Source organism: Salinivibrio sp. YCSC6 (genome assembly GCF_004916735.1).
GTDB classification, from domain to species: Bacteria; Pseudomonadota; Gammaproteobacteria; order Enterobacterales; family Vibrionaceae; genus Salinivibrio; species Salinivibrio proteolyticus.
In genome coordinates this window covers 560,356-574,577 of sequence record NZ_CP039516.1, presented here as the reverse complement: position 1 = coordinate 574,577, position 14,222 = coordinate 560,356, and the positions used below count along the sequence as shown (strand labels likewise).

17 protein-coding genes, 1 other RNA gene and 1 pseudogene are annotated in these 14,222 nt (G+C 47.6%); 14 read left to right on the top strand and 5 right to left on the bottom strand.

Translation table 11 applies throughout. The features are described from left to right. The first annotated feature begins 73 nt into the window (after window positions 1-73). The 3 genes from recN to E8E00_RS02480 all read left to right on the top strand — a co-directional run bounded on the left by recN (window position 74) and on the right by E8E00_RS02480 (window position 3,267). On the top strand, window positions 74-1,741 hold the full coding sequence (gene recN, locus E8E00_RS02490; protein WP_069591149.1) for a DNA repair protein RecN: 1,668 nt from the start codon (window positions 74-76) through the stop codon (window positions 1,739-1,741). A gap of 256 nt (window positions 1,742-1,997) precedes the next feature. Continuing rightward, window positions 1,998-2,354 carry an outer membrane protein assembly factor BamE gene (gene bamE / locus E8E00_RS02485; protein ID WP_069591158.1) on the top strand — a complete coding sequence of 119 codons (357 nt, stop codon included), beginning with the start codon at window positions 1,998-2,000 and terminating at the stop codon, window positions 2,352-2,354. 91 nt (window positions 2,355-2,445) lie between these two features. After that, the gene (locus E8E00_RS02480) at window positions 2,446-3,267 is read left to right on the top strand and encodes an alpha/beta fold hydrolase (protein WP_096629699.1); all 822 of its coding nucleotides are present in this window, start codon (window positions 2,446-2,448) and stop codon (window positions 3,265-3,267) included. A 94-nt stretch (window positions 3,268-3,361) separates the two neighbouring features. Here the strand turns inward: E8E00_RS02480 and E8E00_RS02475 are convergent, their stop codons facing one another. Together E8E00_RS02475 and E8E00_RS02470 are read right to left on the bottom strand one after the other, a co-directional pair. Beyond that, window positions 3,362-3,712: an RnfH family protein gene (locus E8E00_RS02475; protein WP_069591153.1), complete on the bottom strand. Its 351-nt coding sequence runs from the start codon at window positions 3,710-3,712 to the stop codon at window positions 3,362-3,364. Next, window positions 3,705-4,136, bottom strand: coding sequence for an SRPBCC family protein (locus tag E8E00_RS02470; RefSeq protein ID WP_069591154.1), 432 nt, complete (start codon window positions 4,134-4,136; stop codon window positions 3,705-3,707). The genes E8E00_RS02475 and E8E00_RS02470 overlap by 8 nt, the downstream gene beginning before the upstream one ends. Window positions 4,137-4,293: 157 nt before the next feature. Between E8E00_RS02470 and smpB the strand changes: the two genes are divergently transcribed. The 9 genes from smpB to E8E00_RS02425 all read left to right on the top strand — a co-directional run bounded on the left by smpB (window position 4,294) and on the right by E8E00_RS02425 (window position 10,652). Further along, window positions 4,294-4,779, top strand: a complete 486-nt coding sequence (smpB, locus tag E8E00_RS02465) for an SsrA-binding protein SmpB (RefSeq protein ID WP_069591156.1) — start codon at window positions 4,294-4,296, stop codon at window positions 4,777-4,779. A 47-nt stretch (window positions 4,780-4,826) separates the two neighbouring features. Further along, window positions 4,827-5,193, top strand: a transfer-messenger RNA (tmRNA) gene (gene ssrA / locus E8E00_RS02460). A 166-nt stretch (window positions 5,194-5,359) separates the two neighbouring features. After that, on the top strand, window positions 5,360-6,598 hold the full coding sequence (locus tag E8E00_RS02455; protein ID WP_096629703.1) for an integrase domain-containing protein: 1,239 nt from the start codon (window positions 5,360-5,362) through the stop codon (window positions 6,596-6,598). 1,067 nt (window positions 6,599-7,665) lie between these two features. Beyond that, entirely contained in the window at window positions 7,666-8,376 is a 711-nt protein-coding gene (locus tag E8E00_RS02450) for a hypothetical protein (protein WP_096629706.1), read from the top strand. 28 nt (window positions 8,377-8,404) lie between these two features. Next, window positions 8,405-8,602 (top strand): right-handed parallel beta-helix repeat-containing protein, encoded by a 198-nt coding sequence (locus tag E8E00_RS17470; RefSeq protein ID WP_096629709.1) that lies wholly within the window; start codon window positions 8,405-8,407, stop codon window positions 8,600-8,602. After that, a complete protein-coding gene (locus E8E00_RS02440; protein ID WP_096629712.1) occupies window positions 8,592-8,837 on the top strand; it encodes a hypothetical protein in 246 nt (81 codons plus the stop codon). The genes E8E00_RS17470 and E8E00_RS02440 overlap by 11 nt, the downstream gene beginning before the upstream one ends. Window positions 8,838-8,930: 93 nt before the next feature. After that, window positions 8,931-9,461, top strand: coding sequence for a hypothetical protein (locus tag E8E00_RS02435; RefSeq protein WP_096629715.1), 531 nt, complete (start codon window positions 8,931-8,933; stop codon window positions 9,459-9,461). A gap of 23 nt (window positions 9,462-9,484) precedes the next feature. Then, entirely contained in the window at window positions 9,485-10,117 is a 633-nt protein-coding gene (locus E8E00_RS02430; RefSeq protein WP_096629717.1) for a hypothetical protein, read from the top strand. Between the two features lie 55 nt (window positions 10,118-10,172). Further along, window positions 10,173-10,652 (top strand): hypothetical protein, encoded by a 480-nt coding sequence (locus E8E00_RS02425; RefSeq protein ID WP_136588352.1) that lies wholly within the window; start codon window positions 10,173-10,175, stop codon window positions 10,650-10,652. A 684-nt stretch (window positions 10,653-11,336) separates the two neighbouring features. On the opposite strand, the pseudogene E8E00_RS02420 reads toward E8E00_RS02425, so the two are convergent. Both E8E00_RS02420 and E8E00_RS02415 read right to left on the bottom strand, forming a co-directional pair. Then, window positions 11,337-11,769 (bottom strand): annotated as a pseudogene (locus E8E00_RS02420) (transposase); the annotation flags it as partial. 101 nt (window positions 11,770-11,870) lie between these two features. Beyond that, window positions 11,871-12,071, bottom strand: coding sequence for an AlpA family transcriptional regulator (locus tag E8E00_RS02415; RefSeq protein WP_096629726.1), 201 nt, complete (start codon window positions 12,069-12,071; stop codon window positions 11,871-11,873). 154 nt (window positions 12,072-12,225) lie between these two features. Here E8E00_RS02415 and radC point away from each other — a divergent pair, with 154 nt between their 5' ends. Both radC and E8E00_RS02405 read left to right on the top strand, forming a co-directional pair. Beyond that, window positions 12,226-12,729 (top strand): DNA repair protein RadC, encoded by a 504-nt coding sequence (gene radC / locus E8E00_RS02410; protein ID WP_077676327.1) that lies wholly within the window; start codon window positions 12,226-12,228, stop codon window positions 12,727-12,729. 175 nt (window positions 12,730-12,904) lie between these two features. Further along, window positions 12,905-13,465 carry a tyrosine-type recombinase/integrase gene (locus tag E8E00_RS02405; RefSeq protein ID WP_096629729.1) on the top strand — a complete coding sequence of 187 codons (561 nt, stop codon included), beginning with the start codon at window positions 12,905-12,907 and terminating at the stop codon, window positions 13,463-13,465. 76 nt (window positions 13,466-13,541) lie between these two features. Here the strand turns inward: E8E00_RS02405 and E8E00_RS02400 are convergent, their stop codons facing one another. Continuing rightward, entirely contained in the window at window positions 13,542-14,216 is a 675-nt protein-coding gene (locus tag E8E00_RS02400) for an inovirus Gp2 family protein (RefSeq protein ID WP_096629732.1), read from the bottom strand. Window positions 14,217-14,222 lie beyond the last annotated feature (6 nt).

Genomic DNA, 14,222 nt, shown 5'->3' with positions numbered 1-14,222 from the left:
ACATATTCACTGGATGTAAAAACAGTATATACTGTATCTATACACAGTTGTTGATAGATACAGGTGTTTTCCTATGTTAGCCGATATGACCATTCAAAACTTTGCCATCGTGAAATCCTTGGAGTTGGAGTTTAGTAAAGGAATGACGGCGATCACCGGAGAGACAGGTGCAGGTAAATCGATTTCCATCGATGCGCTCGGCCTTTGCCTAGGCGACCGCGCGGATGCCAATATGGTTCGTCCCGGCGAAAAACGCGCAGAGATCACCGCCAGTTTTACCCTCGAACAAAACAGTGCGGCACGTCGTTGGTTGCAAGACAATGAGCTTGAAGACGGCGACGACTGTATTCTCCGTCGCGTGATTACCAAAGAAGGCCGCTCTCGTGCTTACATTAACGGTAACCCTGTCCCTGCCTCACAGCAAAAAGCTCTAGGACAACTACTGATTAATGTCCATGGCCAACACGCTCACCAACAACTGTTGCGCCCAGAACACCAGATCACCCTGCTCGACCAATATGCCGGACACCAATCACTGCTCGATAAGATGGCGTCTCGCTACCAACGTTGGCGTCGTGCTAAAAACGAGTTAAAGGCACTGATCAAGAAAAAAGACGATCTCGATGCACAACAACAACTGCTGGAATATCAAGTCGGTGAATTGAACGAGCTGGCACTAGGCGAAGAGGAATACCAGCAGATTGAAGAAGAACACAAGCGTTTATCAAACAGCGGCGATATTGCGATGACAAGCCAAGCGGTCGTGGATTTGCTCAGTGATAACGAAGACGCTAATGCGCTCAACCTTTTAAATGCCGCGCAGCAACGCTTGGTTGAACTGGCCACACTGGACAGTCAATTTGAGCCCTTAGCCACGCTCATTGAAGAAGCGCGCATTCAAGCGCAAGAAGCGAGTCAAGAAGTGACCAGTTACCTCGACCGGTTAGACATGGATCCGCAACGCTTGCAATATCTTGATGCGCGTATGAGCACGATTATGAGCTTGTCACGCAAACATCATGTGCAACCCGAGGCGCTTTATCAAACGCACCAACAACTGATCCAAGAACTGGATAAATTAGCCCATAATGATGAGGCGATTGAGCAGCTCCAAGCCGACGTGGATGCGCATTTTGCCGCCTGTTTGGATACGGCAGAAAAACTCAGTAAAAGCCGACGTCGTTATGCCCGTGAGCTCAATAAACTGATCACGCAAAGCATGCACCAACTGAGCATGGAGCACGGTACCTTTGAAATCCAAGTCGAAAACAAAGCCGACACTCACCTAAGTCCCTTAGGGGGAGATGCGGTGGCCTTTTTGGTGTCAACCAACCCGGGTCAACCGCTGCAACCGCTCGCAAGGGTTGCCTCTGGCGGTGAGTTATCTCGGATATCATTAGCCATTCAAGTGATCACCGCCCAAAAAGTGGAAACCCCGAGTCTGATCTTTGATGAAGTTGATGTGGGTATCAGTGGTCCAACAGCGGCGATTGTCGGTAAGTTACTCCGTCAATTGGGCCAATCGACCCAAGTAATGTGCGTAACACACTTACCCCAAGTCGCCGGATGCGGGCATCAGCAAATGTTTGTCGCCAAGCAAACAGAAAAAGGCACCACAACGACCCGTATGTATCCGTTGGCCCGCGACGAACGTATCAATGAACTGGCACGCCTACTCGGCGGTAGTGAGATCACCGAACGCACGCTGGCCAATGCCGAGGACTTGTTGGTTGCCGCATAGCATGCGTCAACCCATGGCTCTCACCGATTCGCGACACCTCACAAACCTGTGAGCGTGTCGCCTTTTTCTCTTTTTGGGGCGAACTTTTTTCGATTCTTCCCATCCAATCGCTAGTCGCGAGCAGGTTTTTTACATATATTCCGAGCTTGTTTATACTCATCCGCCTTTCGTCAGGGACGAAAAAGCCTGTATCCACGGAACGATTTGCGTGTGAGTGATATTATTTGCCATCAACGAGACAGTGAAGATGTTAACTATGGGTTGGACTAAAGCCGCCATTGCTGCCCTAATGGCAATTGCCATTACTGGCTGTTCTTACGCCGAGAAACTGGTTTATCGCGTCGATATCAATCAGGGCAATTACATCGAAGAAAAAGCCGTAGACTCACTTAAGTTTGGCATGACCAAAGAGCAGGTTAAGTTCTTACTCGGCCCTCCTATGCTGGTCGAATCTGGCTACCCAAACACGTGGTATTTTGTCCAATGGCAACAGCCTGGTCACCAAGCACCAACACAAAAAGATCTCGTGCTCTCTTTTGATGACAACAACCAGTTAGTCAAGGTCGATGGTGACTTCACGCCGGGTGAAAGCTTTTTCGAAGCCGTCCAATAATTCACGTATCCGCGCGGTATCGCCACTGCGCGGAGCTCCTCTGCCTTCGCGTTCATGGTAGTCTTAAGCTTTTACGCTTAGCTATCACACTATGAAACATATCTTCGAACACCACGGAAAACGCCTTGCTTACCAAGATGTTGGGCAAGGGCCTGTTCTGTTATTCGGCCATAGCTACCTGTGGGACAGTGCCATGTGGGCGCCTCAGGTAGAGGTATTAAGTCGCCATTACCGTTGTATTGTGCCTGACTTGTGGGCCCACGGGGACTCTGACGATGCCCCCGAACAGACACACTCGCTCGCTGATATTGCGGCTGACATGCTCGCACTGCTCGATCACCTCAACATTGAACAGGTCACGCTCATTGGTCTGTCCGTCGGCGGAATGTGGGGCGTTGAGTTTGCTCAGTTAGCGCCTTCGCGTTTGAAAGCATTGGTGTTAATGGACACCTTTGTCGGTCGCGAGCCCGAGGTAACGCACCAAAAATACATGGGAATGCTCACCACTATCGAGCAAGTCCAGCATGTCCCCGCGCCGCTTCTCGACGCCATCGTGCCACTGTTTTTCGCCCCCGCCACGCTGGCACAGCAACCGCACTTCGTCGACGCTTTCCATCACTCGCTCCAGCAACTTGAAGGCGATCGCGCTAACGCCGTCGCGCGTATTGGCCGTCTTACCTTTGACCGTCGCGATCAAATCGATGCTCTCGCCAAATTAGCATTGCCCGTGCTGATTATGGTGGGGCAACACGATGTGGCTCGTCCGCCGCTTGAGAGCTATTTGATGCAAGATGAGATCACAGGCGCGGAACTCACACTGATCCCAGAGGCAGGACACATTGCTAACCTTGAGCAACCAGAACGAGTTACCGAACGTTTGACGCATTTTTTACAACACGTCTATCGAGACTAATGCGTTAACAAGACAACTATCCGCGCTCTCTTGATACAAAAAAACACCGAGAGTCGGCGTTTTTTCATGTTCGTTGCGAAAGCCGTTGACGGCGTTAAGAGCGCTTGCGCTGAGTATCCACGCGTCCACCCGTAACAGGATCCGCTTTTCCTTCTAGCTTCGCGCGTTCCGCTCGGCGTCGGCGAATTTCTTTGGGATCCGCCTGCAGTGGGCGATAAATCTCAATACGGTCCCCATCACGCACTTGCGCATCCAGCTTCACGGTGCGGCTGAAGATGCCAACTTTATTGTTGTCTAAATCAATCTCTGGGTAAGCTTTAAGCACACCAGATTGGCGAATAATCTCTTCAACGGTCGATTGCGGTTTCACCACACAATTAAAAATCCGCTGCTCATTCGGCAATGCGTAGACCACCTCAACACGGAGTAGTGTTTCTTCACTCATAGATCGTTTTCGCTCGTTCAGTAAATGCTTTCACCATACTACTTGTTAGCTCGCTGAAGATACGACCAAACGCCACTTCAACTAATCGATTGGTAAACTCAAATTCAAGATCGAGCTCAATTTTACAGGCGTCGCTGGAAAGCGGTGTAAAACGCCAACCTCCGCTCAGCCGTTTAAATGGCCCATCGACCAATGTCATATCAATGCGCGTGTTTTCCACCAAGTAATTTTTGGTCGTAAAGGTTTTCTTAATGCCTGCCTTCGCCACGTCTAACGATGCCACCATGGTTGTGTCAGTGTGCTCAATCAAGCGTGTGCTCACGCACCCAGGCAAAAACTGTGGATAGGCCTCAACATCATTCACCAAGGCAAACATTTGCTCAGCACTGTAAGGCACTAAAGCCGAGCGGATAATTTGCGGCATAAGGACTCCTTGCAAGTTAACCGCGAAATCATACCACCGCCGCATCTATTCACCAAAGCGTGCAGCCGCGTGTATCGACAAATACAGATGCGCTTCACTCAGGCTCGTGCGATAATCCTTTCATTCCTCAACACATAGCCTTTATAATGCGCCCACTATGGCTAAGAAAAACGCAAAGAACAAAGCAAGCAGTAACACCATCGCGCTGAATAAAAAAGCTCGCCATGAGTTCTTCATCGAAGATGACTTTGAGGCCGGGCTTGAGCTACAAGGCTGGGAAGTAAAATCTCTCCGTGCCGGTAAAGCCAATATCAGCGAAAGTTATGTGTTGCTGAAAGACGGGGAAGCCTTTTTGTTCGGGGCAACCATCACCCCGCTTAATGTGGCCTCCACCCATGTGGTGGCTGATCCTCAGCGTACACGCAAGCTCTTGCTTAAGCGTCGTGAGCTTGATACCTTGATCGGAAAGGTTAACCGGGATGGTTTCACAGTCGTGGCTCTTTCCCTGTATTGGAAAAAATCCTTCGCCAAGCTCAAAATCGGCTTAGCAAAAGGTAAAAAACTTCACGATAAACGCGATACCGCGAAAGACAGAGACTGGCAACGTCAAAAAGCCAGAATCATGAAAAACGCAGCACGTTAATCGTTGACGCGGCAGATCAATATGTTAGACTCTGCCGTCCAAACTCTGGGGCTGATTCAGGATTCGACAGGATTGAGAAGGCCCGTGGAGCATGCCGAGGGGCGGTTGGCCTCGTAAAAAGCCGCAAAAAAATAGTCGCAAACGACGAAAACTACGCACTAGCAGCTTAATAACCTGTTGAGTGCCTATCCTCCCTAGCCTTCGCCTGTAGGACGGGGATCAAGGATAGTCAAAACCAAACAGGATCGCGTGGATGCTTTGACCCGAAAGCTGAAGCGTTAAATCTAAGTCGGGTATGTCTTTGTGTGGCGTGTTTGTCCGCAGCACACTGACGAGATTAAAGACAAACTAAGCATGTAGCGCCATTGGTTAGACTGATTCTGGACGCGGGTTCAACTCCCGCCAGCTCCACCAATTTTATATTTAAAGACGTCCACGGACGTCTTTTTTATTACCTTAAGTAACGTAAAATCAATAACTTATCGTTCATTAAGGTCCATAGAGGTCCACCAACCGCTTTGATTTTTAGGTACACCGAGGTGTACACTGATAAAAATGGAGGCTGAGAGGTGTACCCATTATGGCTAAAATCATAGCTAAGCTTACGGATAAGAAGATAAAAGCGGCAACGCCAGAAGAGAAAGAGTACCTACTCTATGATGGCGACGGGCTCAGACTAAGAGTTAAACCAACCGGCTCTAAGCTTTGGCTTTTTAATTACCTGCGTCCATTCACCAAAAAGCGCACCAACCTCAGCCTCGGTGCCTATCCCACTGTTACCCTCTCTCAAGCGCGTAAAGCGACCATGGATGCAAGAGCCCTCCTCGCTCAAAACATCGATCCTAAGGAACACCGTGAAGAGCAACAAAGGCAAGAGATTGCGCTCACCGAACATACGGTAGAGAAAGTCGCCTACCAGTGGTTCGAGCTGAAAAAAGAGCAAGTGACTGAGGGATACGCGACCGACATATGGCGCTCTCTGGAACGTCACATTTTTCCAAAGCTTGGCGCTACTCCCCTTTCCAAAATCACTGCCCCTATGGTGATAGATGCCTTAAAGCCCATTGAAGCATCGGGCAGCCTAGAGACATTAAAGCGCTTGGTCCAACGACTAAACGAAATGATGAACTACGCGGTTAACTGTGGCCTTATCCACGCTAATCCGCTATCGGGCATTGGCGCTGCATTTAAAAAGCCCAAAAAGAACCATATGGCAGCGTTAACTCCCGATGAACTCCCAGAGTTAATGCAAAAGCTTGCTTACGCGAATATTAAGCGAGTTACTCGGTGCCTAATCGAATGGCAGCTACACACCATGACGCGACCAGCAGAAGCGGCTGCTGCACGATGGGATGAAATAGACTGGGATAACGAACTATGGATTATCCCGGCGGAGAGGACAAAAAAAAGAAGAGAGCACCGGATCCCACTCACAGAGCAGATGCTGGCGATATTAGAAGTGATCAAACCGATAAGTGGCCATCGTGATTTTATTTTTCCTTCAGATCGTGATCCGCAAAAACCTTGTAATAGCCAAACGGCCAATATGGCACTAAAACGAATGGGGTTTACCAACCGGCTCGTGAGTCATGGGCTACGCTCCCTGGCAAGTACAACACTGAACGAGCAGGGCTTTGATTCAGATCTTATCGAGTCTGCTCTTGCCCACGTTGATGACAACCAGGTACGGAGTGCGTATAACCGGACAGATTACATTGAACGCCGACGTCCAATGATGTGCTGGTGGAGTGGACACATCGAGCAAGCAGCTAAAGGGAGCCTCTCAGTGACAGGCACAAAGCAGCTTAAAGTGATCTAACCATAGACCACGATAAAAATACTCTACCTGAATACTCTGACCCCTGCGTGGGGGCCAAGCAATCTACCCACTATACCGAAGCAGGAGTGTGGTTAGAGCGCATCAAATAAGGGTTTTCCGGCCATTAAAATAAACCAAAAATCGCTCTGGGTGCGGCGTGGGGTACGGGGACCATTAAAACCCTCAAATCTCATTACCACTCTGGCTCTTTGCTTAGCCTGCATGAATGTACAGGTATTGGGTCTGTTATTGGTTTTTAGTTGATCGATGTAGATTAAGGTGAAAAGCCTATCAACTGATCACTGACCTGCCTCTATTGCCTTCAGAGGCAACTATTTTATCTTTCGTTTCTCAAGCCTAGCGAGTCGGCTCTTCCTTGTAGCGCAGTTATGTCAATCACCCGACCTGTGTAGCACCAATTATTCTTCAGCTATACATACTTACACATCTACCCTGTCACGCAGGACAAGGTAGACATGTTAGTGGATCAGTTTTACTTTGGCGATAGCGTCGATAGATGGGTCAATTTTGAACTGACGTTGATAAGCCCTCACTCGAATCGCTCACACAGAACCCACCTAAACAATTCCTCTTTGTGTCCCTAGCAATATTTTTTTTGCAGCCAGTTCACAAAATATGGCTTATCTAACACTTTGGACAATAGCGCACGAAAACCAAAACAGCCCTTGATACACTAATCCTGAAACTAACAACTCGATGGCGAGTTTGGTGCCGACGACAGGCCGACGCTAGCATGGCTAAACACTGGATGGTTAATCAGCTTATCTGCCAGAGAGAGTAAATAGCGTGAGCATTTATCCATGGCAGAGGAACACTATCCCAGAATAGGTGATTAAAAGAGCCCACTAGTCATACGGTTACAGCTTAACGCTTGGGGATAGTATGAATACCTGAGTAGCGATAGGCGGCACGCACACTTTCGCGGAAGAGCAGTACCCATTAGAGGCAAGAAATTATATTTTGAACAGTCATTTAGGTAGAAAATAGTAAGTGTAACGGTTTTGGGGAATCGCGCATGCGTACTAACACAATGTTAGGCAATAATTATGGAACTTGATCCAAAGTACCTCATCCCGCTCGCTGGCGTACTGCTCGGATGGGTGCTGAGCCAGTTTTCGGGTGCCATTAACAACGCGAAGGAATTGCGACAGCATCGCTCATCTGCGTTACCGCCGATGCTCGACCTATACTTTCAGCAATACCGAATTGATCAGATTCTCAAGTTTTTCAACCTTCGGCTTGGCGATAGCATAGAGAAGCTGCACAAAATATATGAGAAGCATGACGTCCCAAAAGAAAAGAGGCTAGAGTTTTTTTCGTTGCTAGTCGAGAAGTTTGAGAAGACACGGCAAGGGAGTCTGGATTTGCCAGAGAAGAACAAGGAATACCTTTTTCGTGCGCTCGACACAGCCACTTTAAGTTTATCTAAAGCCGATCCTGTTTCCGCATACAGATTGTCGAGATTAGTTGCAGAATTTATTCTTCTCCTAGATATTAAGTTTCCTGCGAATGAGATCAATAGCGAAAAATACCTTTCGACCTGGGGCAACCTTCTTCAGACTTTTAGAAACGACATAGGAGACTTGAGAAAGCTGATACTAAAAGTCTCATTTGGTATTGGATGGGTGACCTTCTTGAAAATCTGGTGGCTTCTTCGGAATGAAGAAAAGCTCCTCGAGCAACCACCTGAAGATGTCTTAGAAGATCTGGTGCAGACACTAAAGCCTAACCAAGAAATGCACGCGACAAGCGCGTAATTGCGGCGTTAAAAGTTAAGGGGGCGTCATGTCTACCGGCATATACATGGAAGATTGCGAGAATGTGACCATAAGAGGAAACAGGTTTCACAACATCGATAATCCTATTGTGGCAAAGCGTACCAAAGGTATAAACGCTGATAATAATGTGGCGACTTATAACGCTGATGCTTTCAGGATTAAGCCTCTAGCAATTGCTATCAGGAGAGTAATATATGGCAGGTAAAGGACCGATGTTCGACCTTGAAGATTGCGAAGATGTTGATCTAAATAGGAATAAAACTAGCTCAGAAAAGCTTTTCAAAGCAAAGAACACCAAAAATATAAAGGCCAATGACAACGAGTCCTTAGCGCCAACTGAAACCACTCAAAAGAGCTGGCACGAAACAGCTTGGGGAAAAATAGCTATTGGTTTAACTATTGGTGGCATATTACTCGTAATCAAATTGGCCGTGGGCTAAAACTTTTAACAAACGCATCAAAAATTGCCCCTCGGGCTGGACGTCGCTGACGCTCCGCCTTTTATGCGAGCGTTATGATTATAGGGAGGCCTGGTGACAACGAGTATTGAAGTGATTGATACAGCAGTAAAAATAGGATTAGGCAGTCTGATTACTTTGGCTGGTACCTACGTGATTACTCGATTAAATCACGATCACGAAAACTCCCGTGAAAAACGTAAGCGTTACTTTGATGCTCTTGAGTCGGTTGGCGCGGATGTAGAAGAGGTTACGCACGTGGCTCTTCGGTACTGGGCTCTCGTCGTCGAGTGGGCCAGAAATAATAAGCAGAGCCTAGGATTGACCGAGAAACGGCAAAAAGAGTTGGATAACACAAAAAGTGAGCTATTCGATCAGTTTAAGAACCTCACAGTTGCTGAGTCAAAATTGCTGCTGCTTGGTTTGACGGAGCAAGCCGATCTTCTCCGGCATTATGGTGAGTTTCTCAAGCGAATGCGTCGCCAGCACTATGACGGAAAAGACGGCCTCTCGGAACAGAGCATGGAGCATGTCAGAGAAGAATTACTGACTAAACGTGCGGCACTTTTCGGATCACTGTCAGAGGCATACCACAGTGACTCATAACCAGTCGCTGTAGTTCGCGGCTAGTGGCCGTCGGGCGTCCTTTTCATTGCGGCTTCGTCTGCATCAAAAGGCCGCCGCTAAGCTCAGAGTTTTGCGAGAAAAGAGGAGAAAAGATATTAACTTTTATCCAGAAATTTTTCGGCAAAGCCCCCGCAAAGGAAGTTTCGGGTCAGCAGAAAGGCCCGGAACAGCATCTATTACGAGAAGTTGAGAAAAACGAGCTGATTCGCAAAGCTCAAATAGAGATCGTAATCCAGCATCTCAACAATGAGATCAATCTGAACAAGACGGGGAACGAACTCACAGCAGATGGAAAAAAGGATCTGGGAATAAACCCTCGCTTACAAATCACCCATAAGTTACTTGCTGTTTTAAATGAAAAGGGTCGAGCTCAAAATGACCCCAAGAGTATTTGGTCATCTATTGCGATGAAGGCCAATTTTGCCCGGTCCCACGACGAAAATATTCATAACTATAAAAGTATGGGGCTCAAAGAGTATGAAGTAGTTGCCTGCTGGGATCAGCGAGATTGTTCGTGGTGCAAGTCAATGAATGGAAAGAAGCTATCTGTAAATCAGAGCATCAACGAACTGATAGAACAAAATTGCAAATGTGATAGTCACTGCAGATTAGTCACGGTCGCGGTGCTTGACTGATGGAAACCGCATAATTGGCGTAATGTTTTCGGGAGGTCATGTGGGAAACCTGAATTTGGATGATACCCTTGGTTTTTTCAGGGAAATCGTTGACCCTAATTTCAACGATTTCTACTGGGATTTTCAGTCTGACGAGGTGTGCGACAGAGGGAAGCTAACTCGTGTATTTCGCAAGATGGTGAATCTTTCTCTGACATTAAATCACCAAGCAGATAAAGTCGCCCACAAACTAAATTATCCAAGTGCAAACGTTTTAATCGGAGAGATTTCACGTCACTACCCGGCCGAGGGAGCAGCTCTTAATGCTGTTAGAGCTTTTTCGAATGATGTAAAGCACCGCGCAAAGCTGAATTCAAATTTCACTACGAGGAAGCGCAATGAGCTCGATCAACCCACAGTAGGTGAAGATCTTCCTGAGTGGTATTACACTTATAATGGCCAGAAAGTTGCGGTATGCGATAGTTCTATTGATGCTTACCTTTTTTGGGGTAAATGGTTCGCCGGAGAGCGAAAAGAGCTAAAGGAGAACACATAGTCATGCTAGTCACGGCGATGCCTACTACATTGCTGCTCGCCTCTATTTAGCAGTCGCGCATGCTGGCTGGCGTTATGAAATAGATCTGGATTGATATGAGCCATTCTAAAGACTGGATAAAGCTTTGGCCGCTGGCACCTGCTGCGGGGGCTCTTATTTGAATATGAGGTCATAACCTACAAAAGCATTGACCTGACTGTGAGCGTTTTTTCGATCAAAGATTTAGAGATTGAGAGGCCTGACGTGATCTTGCTTGCCGTTCTGATCTCACTGGTTGTAGGTTCAATAATCCAGATAATGGCGCTTTTCAGGGAAACCCGAACGCACTTTAAAAGCCGTTACAAAGAAAATCAGCGTGTCATTGAATACGTAAAGCAAGAAGTCGCAGAAGTTACCGGAACCCATGCTTTTGGCGCTCCCCTAAATTCATTCAACCCAAGCTTGAGCAGGCGAACGGTCTACCCTGGCACTTTCCGAAAGCAAAATGAAGTGTATTCGGGAGAACTTGAAATAACCCTTCCCATTAGTATTCATGCGTGCGCTACGGGGAGATCTCTCTTAGCGACGCTAACCACCAAGTTGGCTTTGCAGCGTTTAGGGGTCTTGGGTTCTGGGCTATTGCTGGCCTAACCTCATAACAAGACAGTCAACCGGAAGCCAAAAGCATGACACCTTTGGTTCGGCGATTTTTCGGCGCAAAGGATTGAGCAGCGTCGGCAGGGCTTCGTGGTCGCCGACAGGCGCTAAGCTAACGAAGGCAGCAATCACTTCATGTGTACTGCCATCGATCATGAGTACGGCTTTCTCCAAACACGTCGTTTTTCCTGGCCATGTTTGCGCATTTTTCACTCTCCTTCGCCGAACACTTTTAAACCGGTAGTATCAATAACAACATAGGTAACGCGCCCATGACTGGGTAATCGGTAGTTAAAATCTTCGCCCGTTTGCTGATACAGCTGTATGACGGCGATTTTAGCGGTACGTCCATCAGGCCAAATATCGAGTCGAGAAAGCCTTGCAGGGCGCGAAGAGGGAGCTTGAAAATACCTTTAACCATCAGAGCTGTTTCAATTGCACCATCGGTAAACGTAAAGCTTCTACCTCGTTTGCCATGGTGAGAGCACTATTAACGATAAAGGGAGCGCTATCCGGCCACCGGGCTAAGCGCTCTTCTTAGATTTCCACTTCTTAGTAACTCAACCCAGCCACGAACTCGTTTTAATCTATGCTCCCTACCACACTATCTCTTTCCGCTATCCTTGCCATCATCCACTCTTCGACTTCACTTTCTACCCACGCAACAGCTCTGCCTCCCAGGGGCACACTTTTCGGAAAGGTGCCGTCTTTCATCAGGTTGTAGATGGTTGAACGGCCAAGGCCTGTCATGTGTTTTACTTCGCTCAATTTAATTAATCTCATGATGTTACTCCGTTATTGGACTCATGAGATTTCCGCGCACGTAAAGATTTACCGGTTTACCCCTCCTCTTGCACCCACTCCCCTAACCAACCTGATTTCAGATATATGTCATCGATACGCATAGCCACATCAATCACTTAAAAGGAGACTCCCTATGCGTACATCACACACTCCCCTGTTTACCCCTGCAGACAACTACCCTGCCCATCAGCCATCTGATTTGAATCAGCTCTTAGAGCACGCGGCAGAAGCATTGGCCCAAAAGTACAAACGCGAAGGTACCTTCACGAGCCCCAACAACGTGATGGAGTACTTAAAGCTCAAACTCGGCGCGTATGATCGTGAAGTGTTTGCGTTGATGCTGCTGGATAACCAACATCGGCTGATCCAGTTCGATATCCTGTTCTTTGGCACCATTGATGCCGCATCTATCTATCCACGAGAAGTGGCGAAAGCGGCACTGAGTCACAATGCAGCCGCCGTAATCTTTGCCCACAACCATCCATCGGGGATTGCCGAGCCGTCACAAGCAGACCGTCACATCACTGACAAATTGATAAAAGCGTTGGGCCTTATTGATGTTCGCGTTTTAGATCATGTGGTTGTCGGTGAAGACTGTGTGTCTTTCGCCGAGCGAGGCTGGATCCCAGTCGTGTAGCGGCTTCACAGGCCATTTTTACACGCCACACAAGCACACAGGCAGCGATACCTTTCCCTGCTTCTCATTATGTTAAAACGGGAAGCAGCCAACCCAGGCGCAACAAGGGTCCGGCTGTCGCTGTCGTGCTGTGCTTCTCAAAACCTCCATCTGTGAAGAAAAAAGGAAGTAAGCCATGTCAGAAGTTCAAGCCATCAAAGATACTGAGACTGTTCAGCTTATCGGCCACCTATTGAGTATTCGTTATCATCGTCAAATGGCCGACGTCTGGTATATCGGGTTAAACCTGGCGTTACGTATCTCCGATCTGCTTGCCATTCGGTTCGACGACATCCACGGTGACCGGTTGCGAATCAAAGAGCGTAAGACAGGTAAGATTGCTGATATCCAGCTCAACCCCAAAACACTGGCTCGCATTGAAAAGATACGGGCAGACCATCCTGACCACGTCTACCTGTTTCAATCTCACCGCTGTCAGCAGATTAAGCAGTTGCCGCCTAAACCGCTCTCTCGGCGTGCTGTTACTCTCGCCTTTCAACAGGTTGGGCAAGAGCTCAACCTCTCGTTAGGGACGCACTCAATGCGAAAGACACGCGGTTATATGCTGTATCAAGCCACAAAAGATATTGGTCGGGTGATGAAAATGCTGCGCCATACCTCAGAAGGCATCACACTTCGTTATATTGGTATTACACAGGAGGATGTCGACAATGATTTTATTGCCTTAGAGATATGAAGTAAGGCCGCACCATGACAGTACGGCCGACGGGATTTTAAATATATATCATCAATAAAAAACGATTGTGCACGATTTACTTGGTGCTAGAACCAAAGCGACGAAACCCCTCGTTGCGACGCTTGTTTCTTTTTTTGGCTAAATAGCTTAGTCGATAGAATATATCTTTATACTCCTGCTCAGCGCGTTCAGAGCTCTCAGGACGTCCGTGAAGGTAGTAAATGCTATTATCAGGGATATGCACTAACCCCATCGCTTGATTGTTACACAGGCCGATTGCCTTCGCCCAGGCACGGACAATGATATTATATAAACCATCACCGCATTCGACGTTCTCAAACTTACCCCAGCAATAAAACCTATCCTTGTTTAATACCAACGCGAAATGATAATGATCGTTGTGTGAATGATTACGCTCCCTTGCCCAAGCATATCGCACCTTACAACGATGTACCCGCTTACCCTTCGCTCGCTTCTCACACTCTTGCTTTGCCATTTCTAATTCAATAGCTCGAATAAATCGTTTAATCGTGCCTTTTTTCCATCGCTCGAAGGAGAGGGCCTCATCACGCTTCAGAAAGTCATCAGACTCATCAGTAGCTGGAAACCTTAAGTCAAGACGAGCAACAGTGAGGTTATTATAGTCCTGATAACCATCAGCTAACATATTGCGTATTTTCTCTAAGTAACGTGCCTTACATTCATTTATAGGTAGAAGGATAGGAAAGTCTTTGTAGGTATGTGTGTCCATCTCATG

What these genes read in the sequence shown, in the direction of transcription:
- recN (WP_069591149.1), top strand. Translation starts at nt 74, where the DNA reads ATGTTAGCCGATATGACCATTCAAAACTTTGCCATCGTGAAATCCTTG.
- bamE (WP_069591158.1), top strand. Translation starts at nt 1,998, where the DNA reads ATGGGTTGGACTAAAGCCGCCATTGCTGCCCTAATGGCAATTGCCATT.
- E8E00_RS02480 (WP_096629699.1), top strand. Translation starts at nt 2,446, where the DNA reads ATGAAACATATCTTCGAACACCACGGAAAACGCCTTGCTTACCAAGAT.
- E8E00_RS02475 (WP_069591153.1), bottom strand. Translation starts at nt 3,712, where the DNA reads ATGAGTGAAGAAACACTACTCCGTGTTGAGGTGGTCTACGCATTGCCG.
- E8E00_RS02470 (WP_069591154.1), bottom strand. Translation starts at nt 4,136, where the DNA reads ATGCCGCAAATTATCCGCTCGGCTTTAGTGCCTTACAGTGCTGAGCAA.
- smpB (WP_069591156.1), top strand. Translation starts at nt 4,294, where the DNA reads ATGGCTAAGAAAAACGCAAAGAACAAAGCAAGCAGTAACACCATCGCG.
- E8E00_RS02455 (WP_096629703.1), top strand. Translation starts at nt 5,360, where the DNA reads ATGGCTAAAATCATAGCTAAGCTTACGGATAAGAAGATAAAAGCGGCA.
- E8E00_RS02450 (WP_096629706.1), top strand. Translation starts at nt 7,666, where the DNA reads ATGGAACTTGATCCAAAGTACCTCATCCCGCTCGCTGGCGTACTGCTC.
- E8E00_RS17470 (WP_096629709.1), top strand. Translation starts at nt 8,405, where the DNA reads ATGTCTACCGGCATATACATGGAAGATTGCGAGAATGTGACCATAAGA.
- E8E00_RS02440 (WP_096629712.1), top strand. Translation starts at nt 8,592, where the DNA reads ATGGCAGGTAAAGGACCGATGTTCGACCTTGAAGATTGCGAAGATGTT.
- E8E00_RS02415 (WP_096629726.1), bottom strand. Translation starts at nt 12,071, where the DNA reads ATGAGATTAATTAAATTGAGCGAAGTAAAACACATGACAGGCCTTGGC.
- radC (WP_077676327.1), top strand. Translation starts at nt 12,226, where the DNA reads ATGCGTACATCACACACTCCCCTGTTTACCCCTGCAGACAACTACCCT.
- E8E00_RS02405 (WP_096629729.1), top strand. Translation starts at nt 12,905, where the DNA reads ATGTCAGAAGTTCAAGCCATCAAAGATACTGAGACTGTTCAGCTTATC.
- E8E00_RS02400 (WP_096629732.1), bottom strand. Translation starts at nt 14,216, where the DNA reads ATGGACACACATACCTACAAAGACTTTCCTATCCTTCTACCTATAAAT.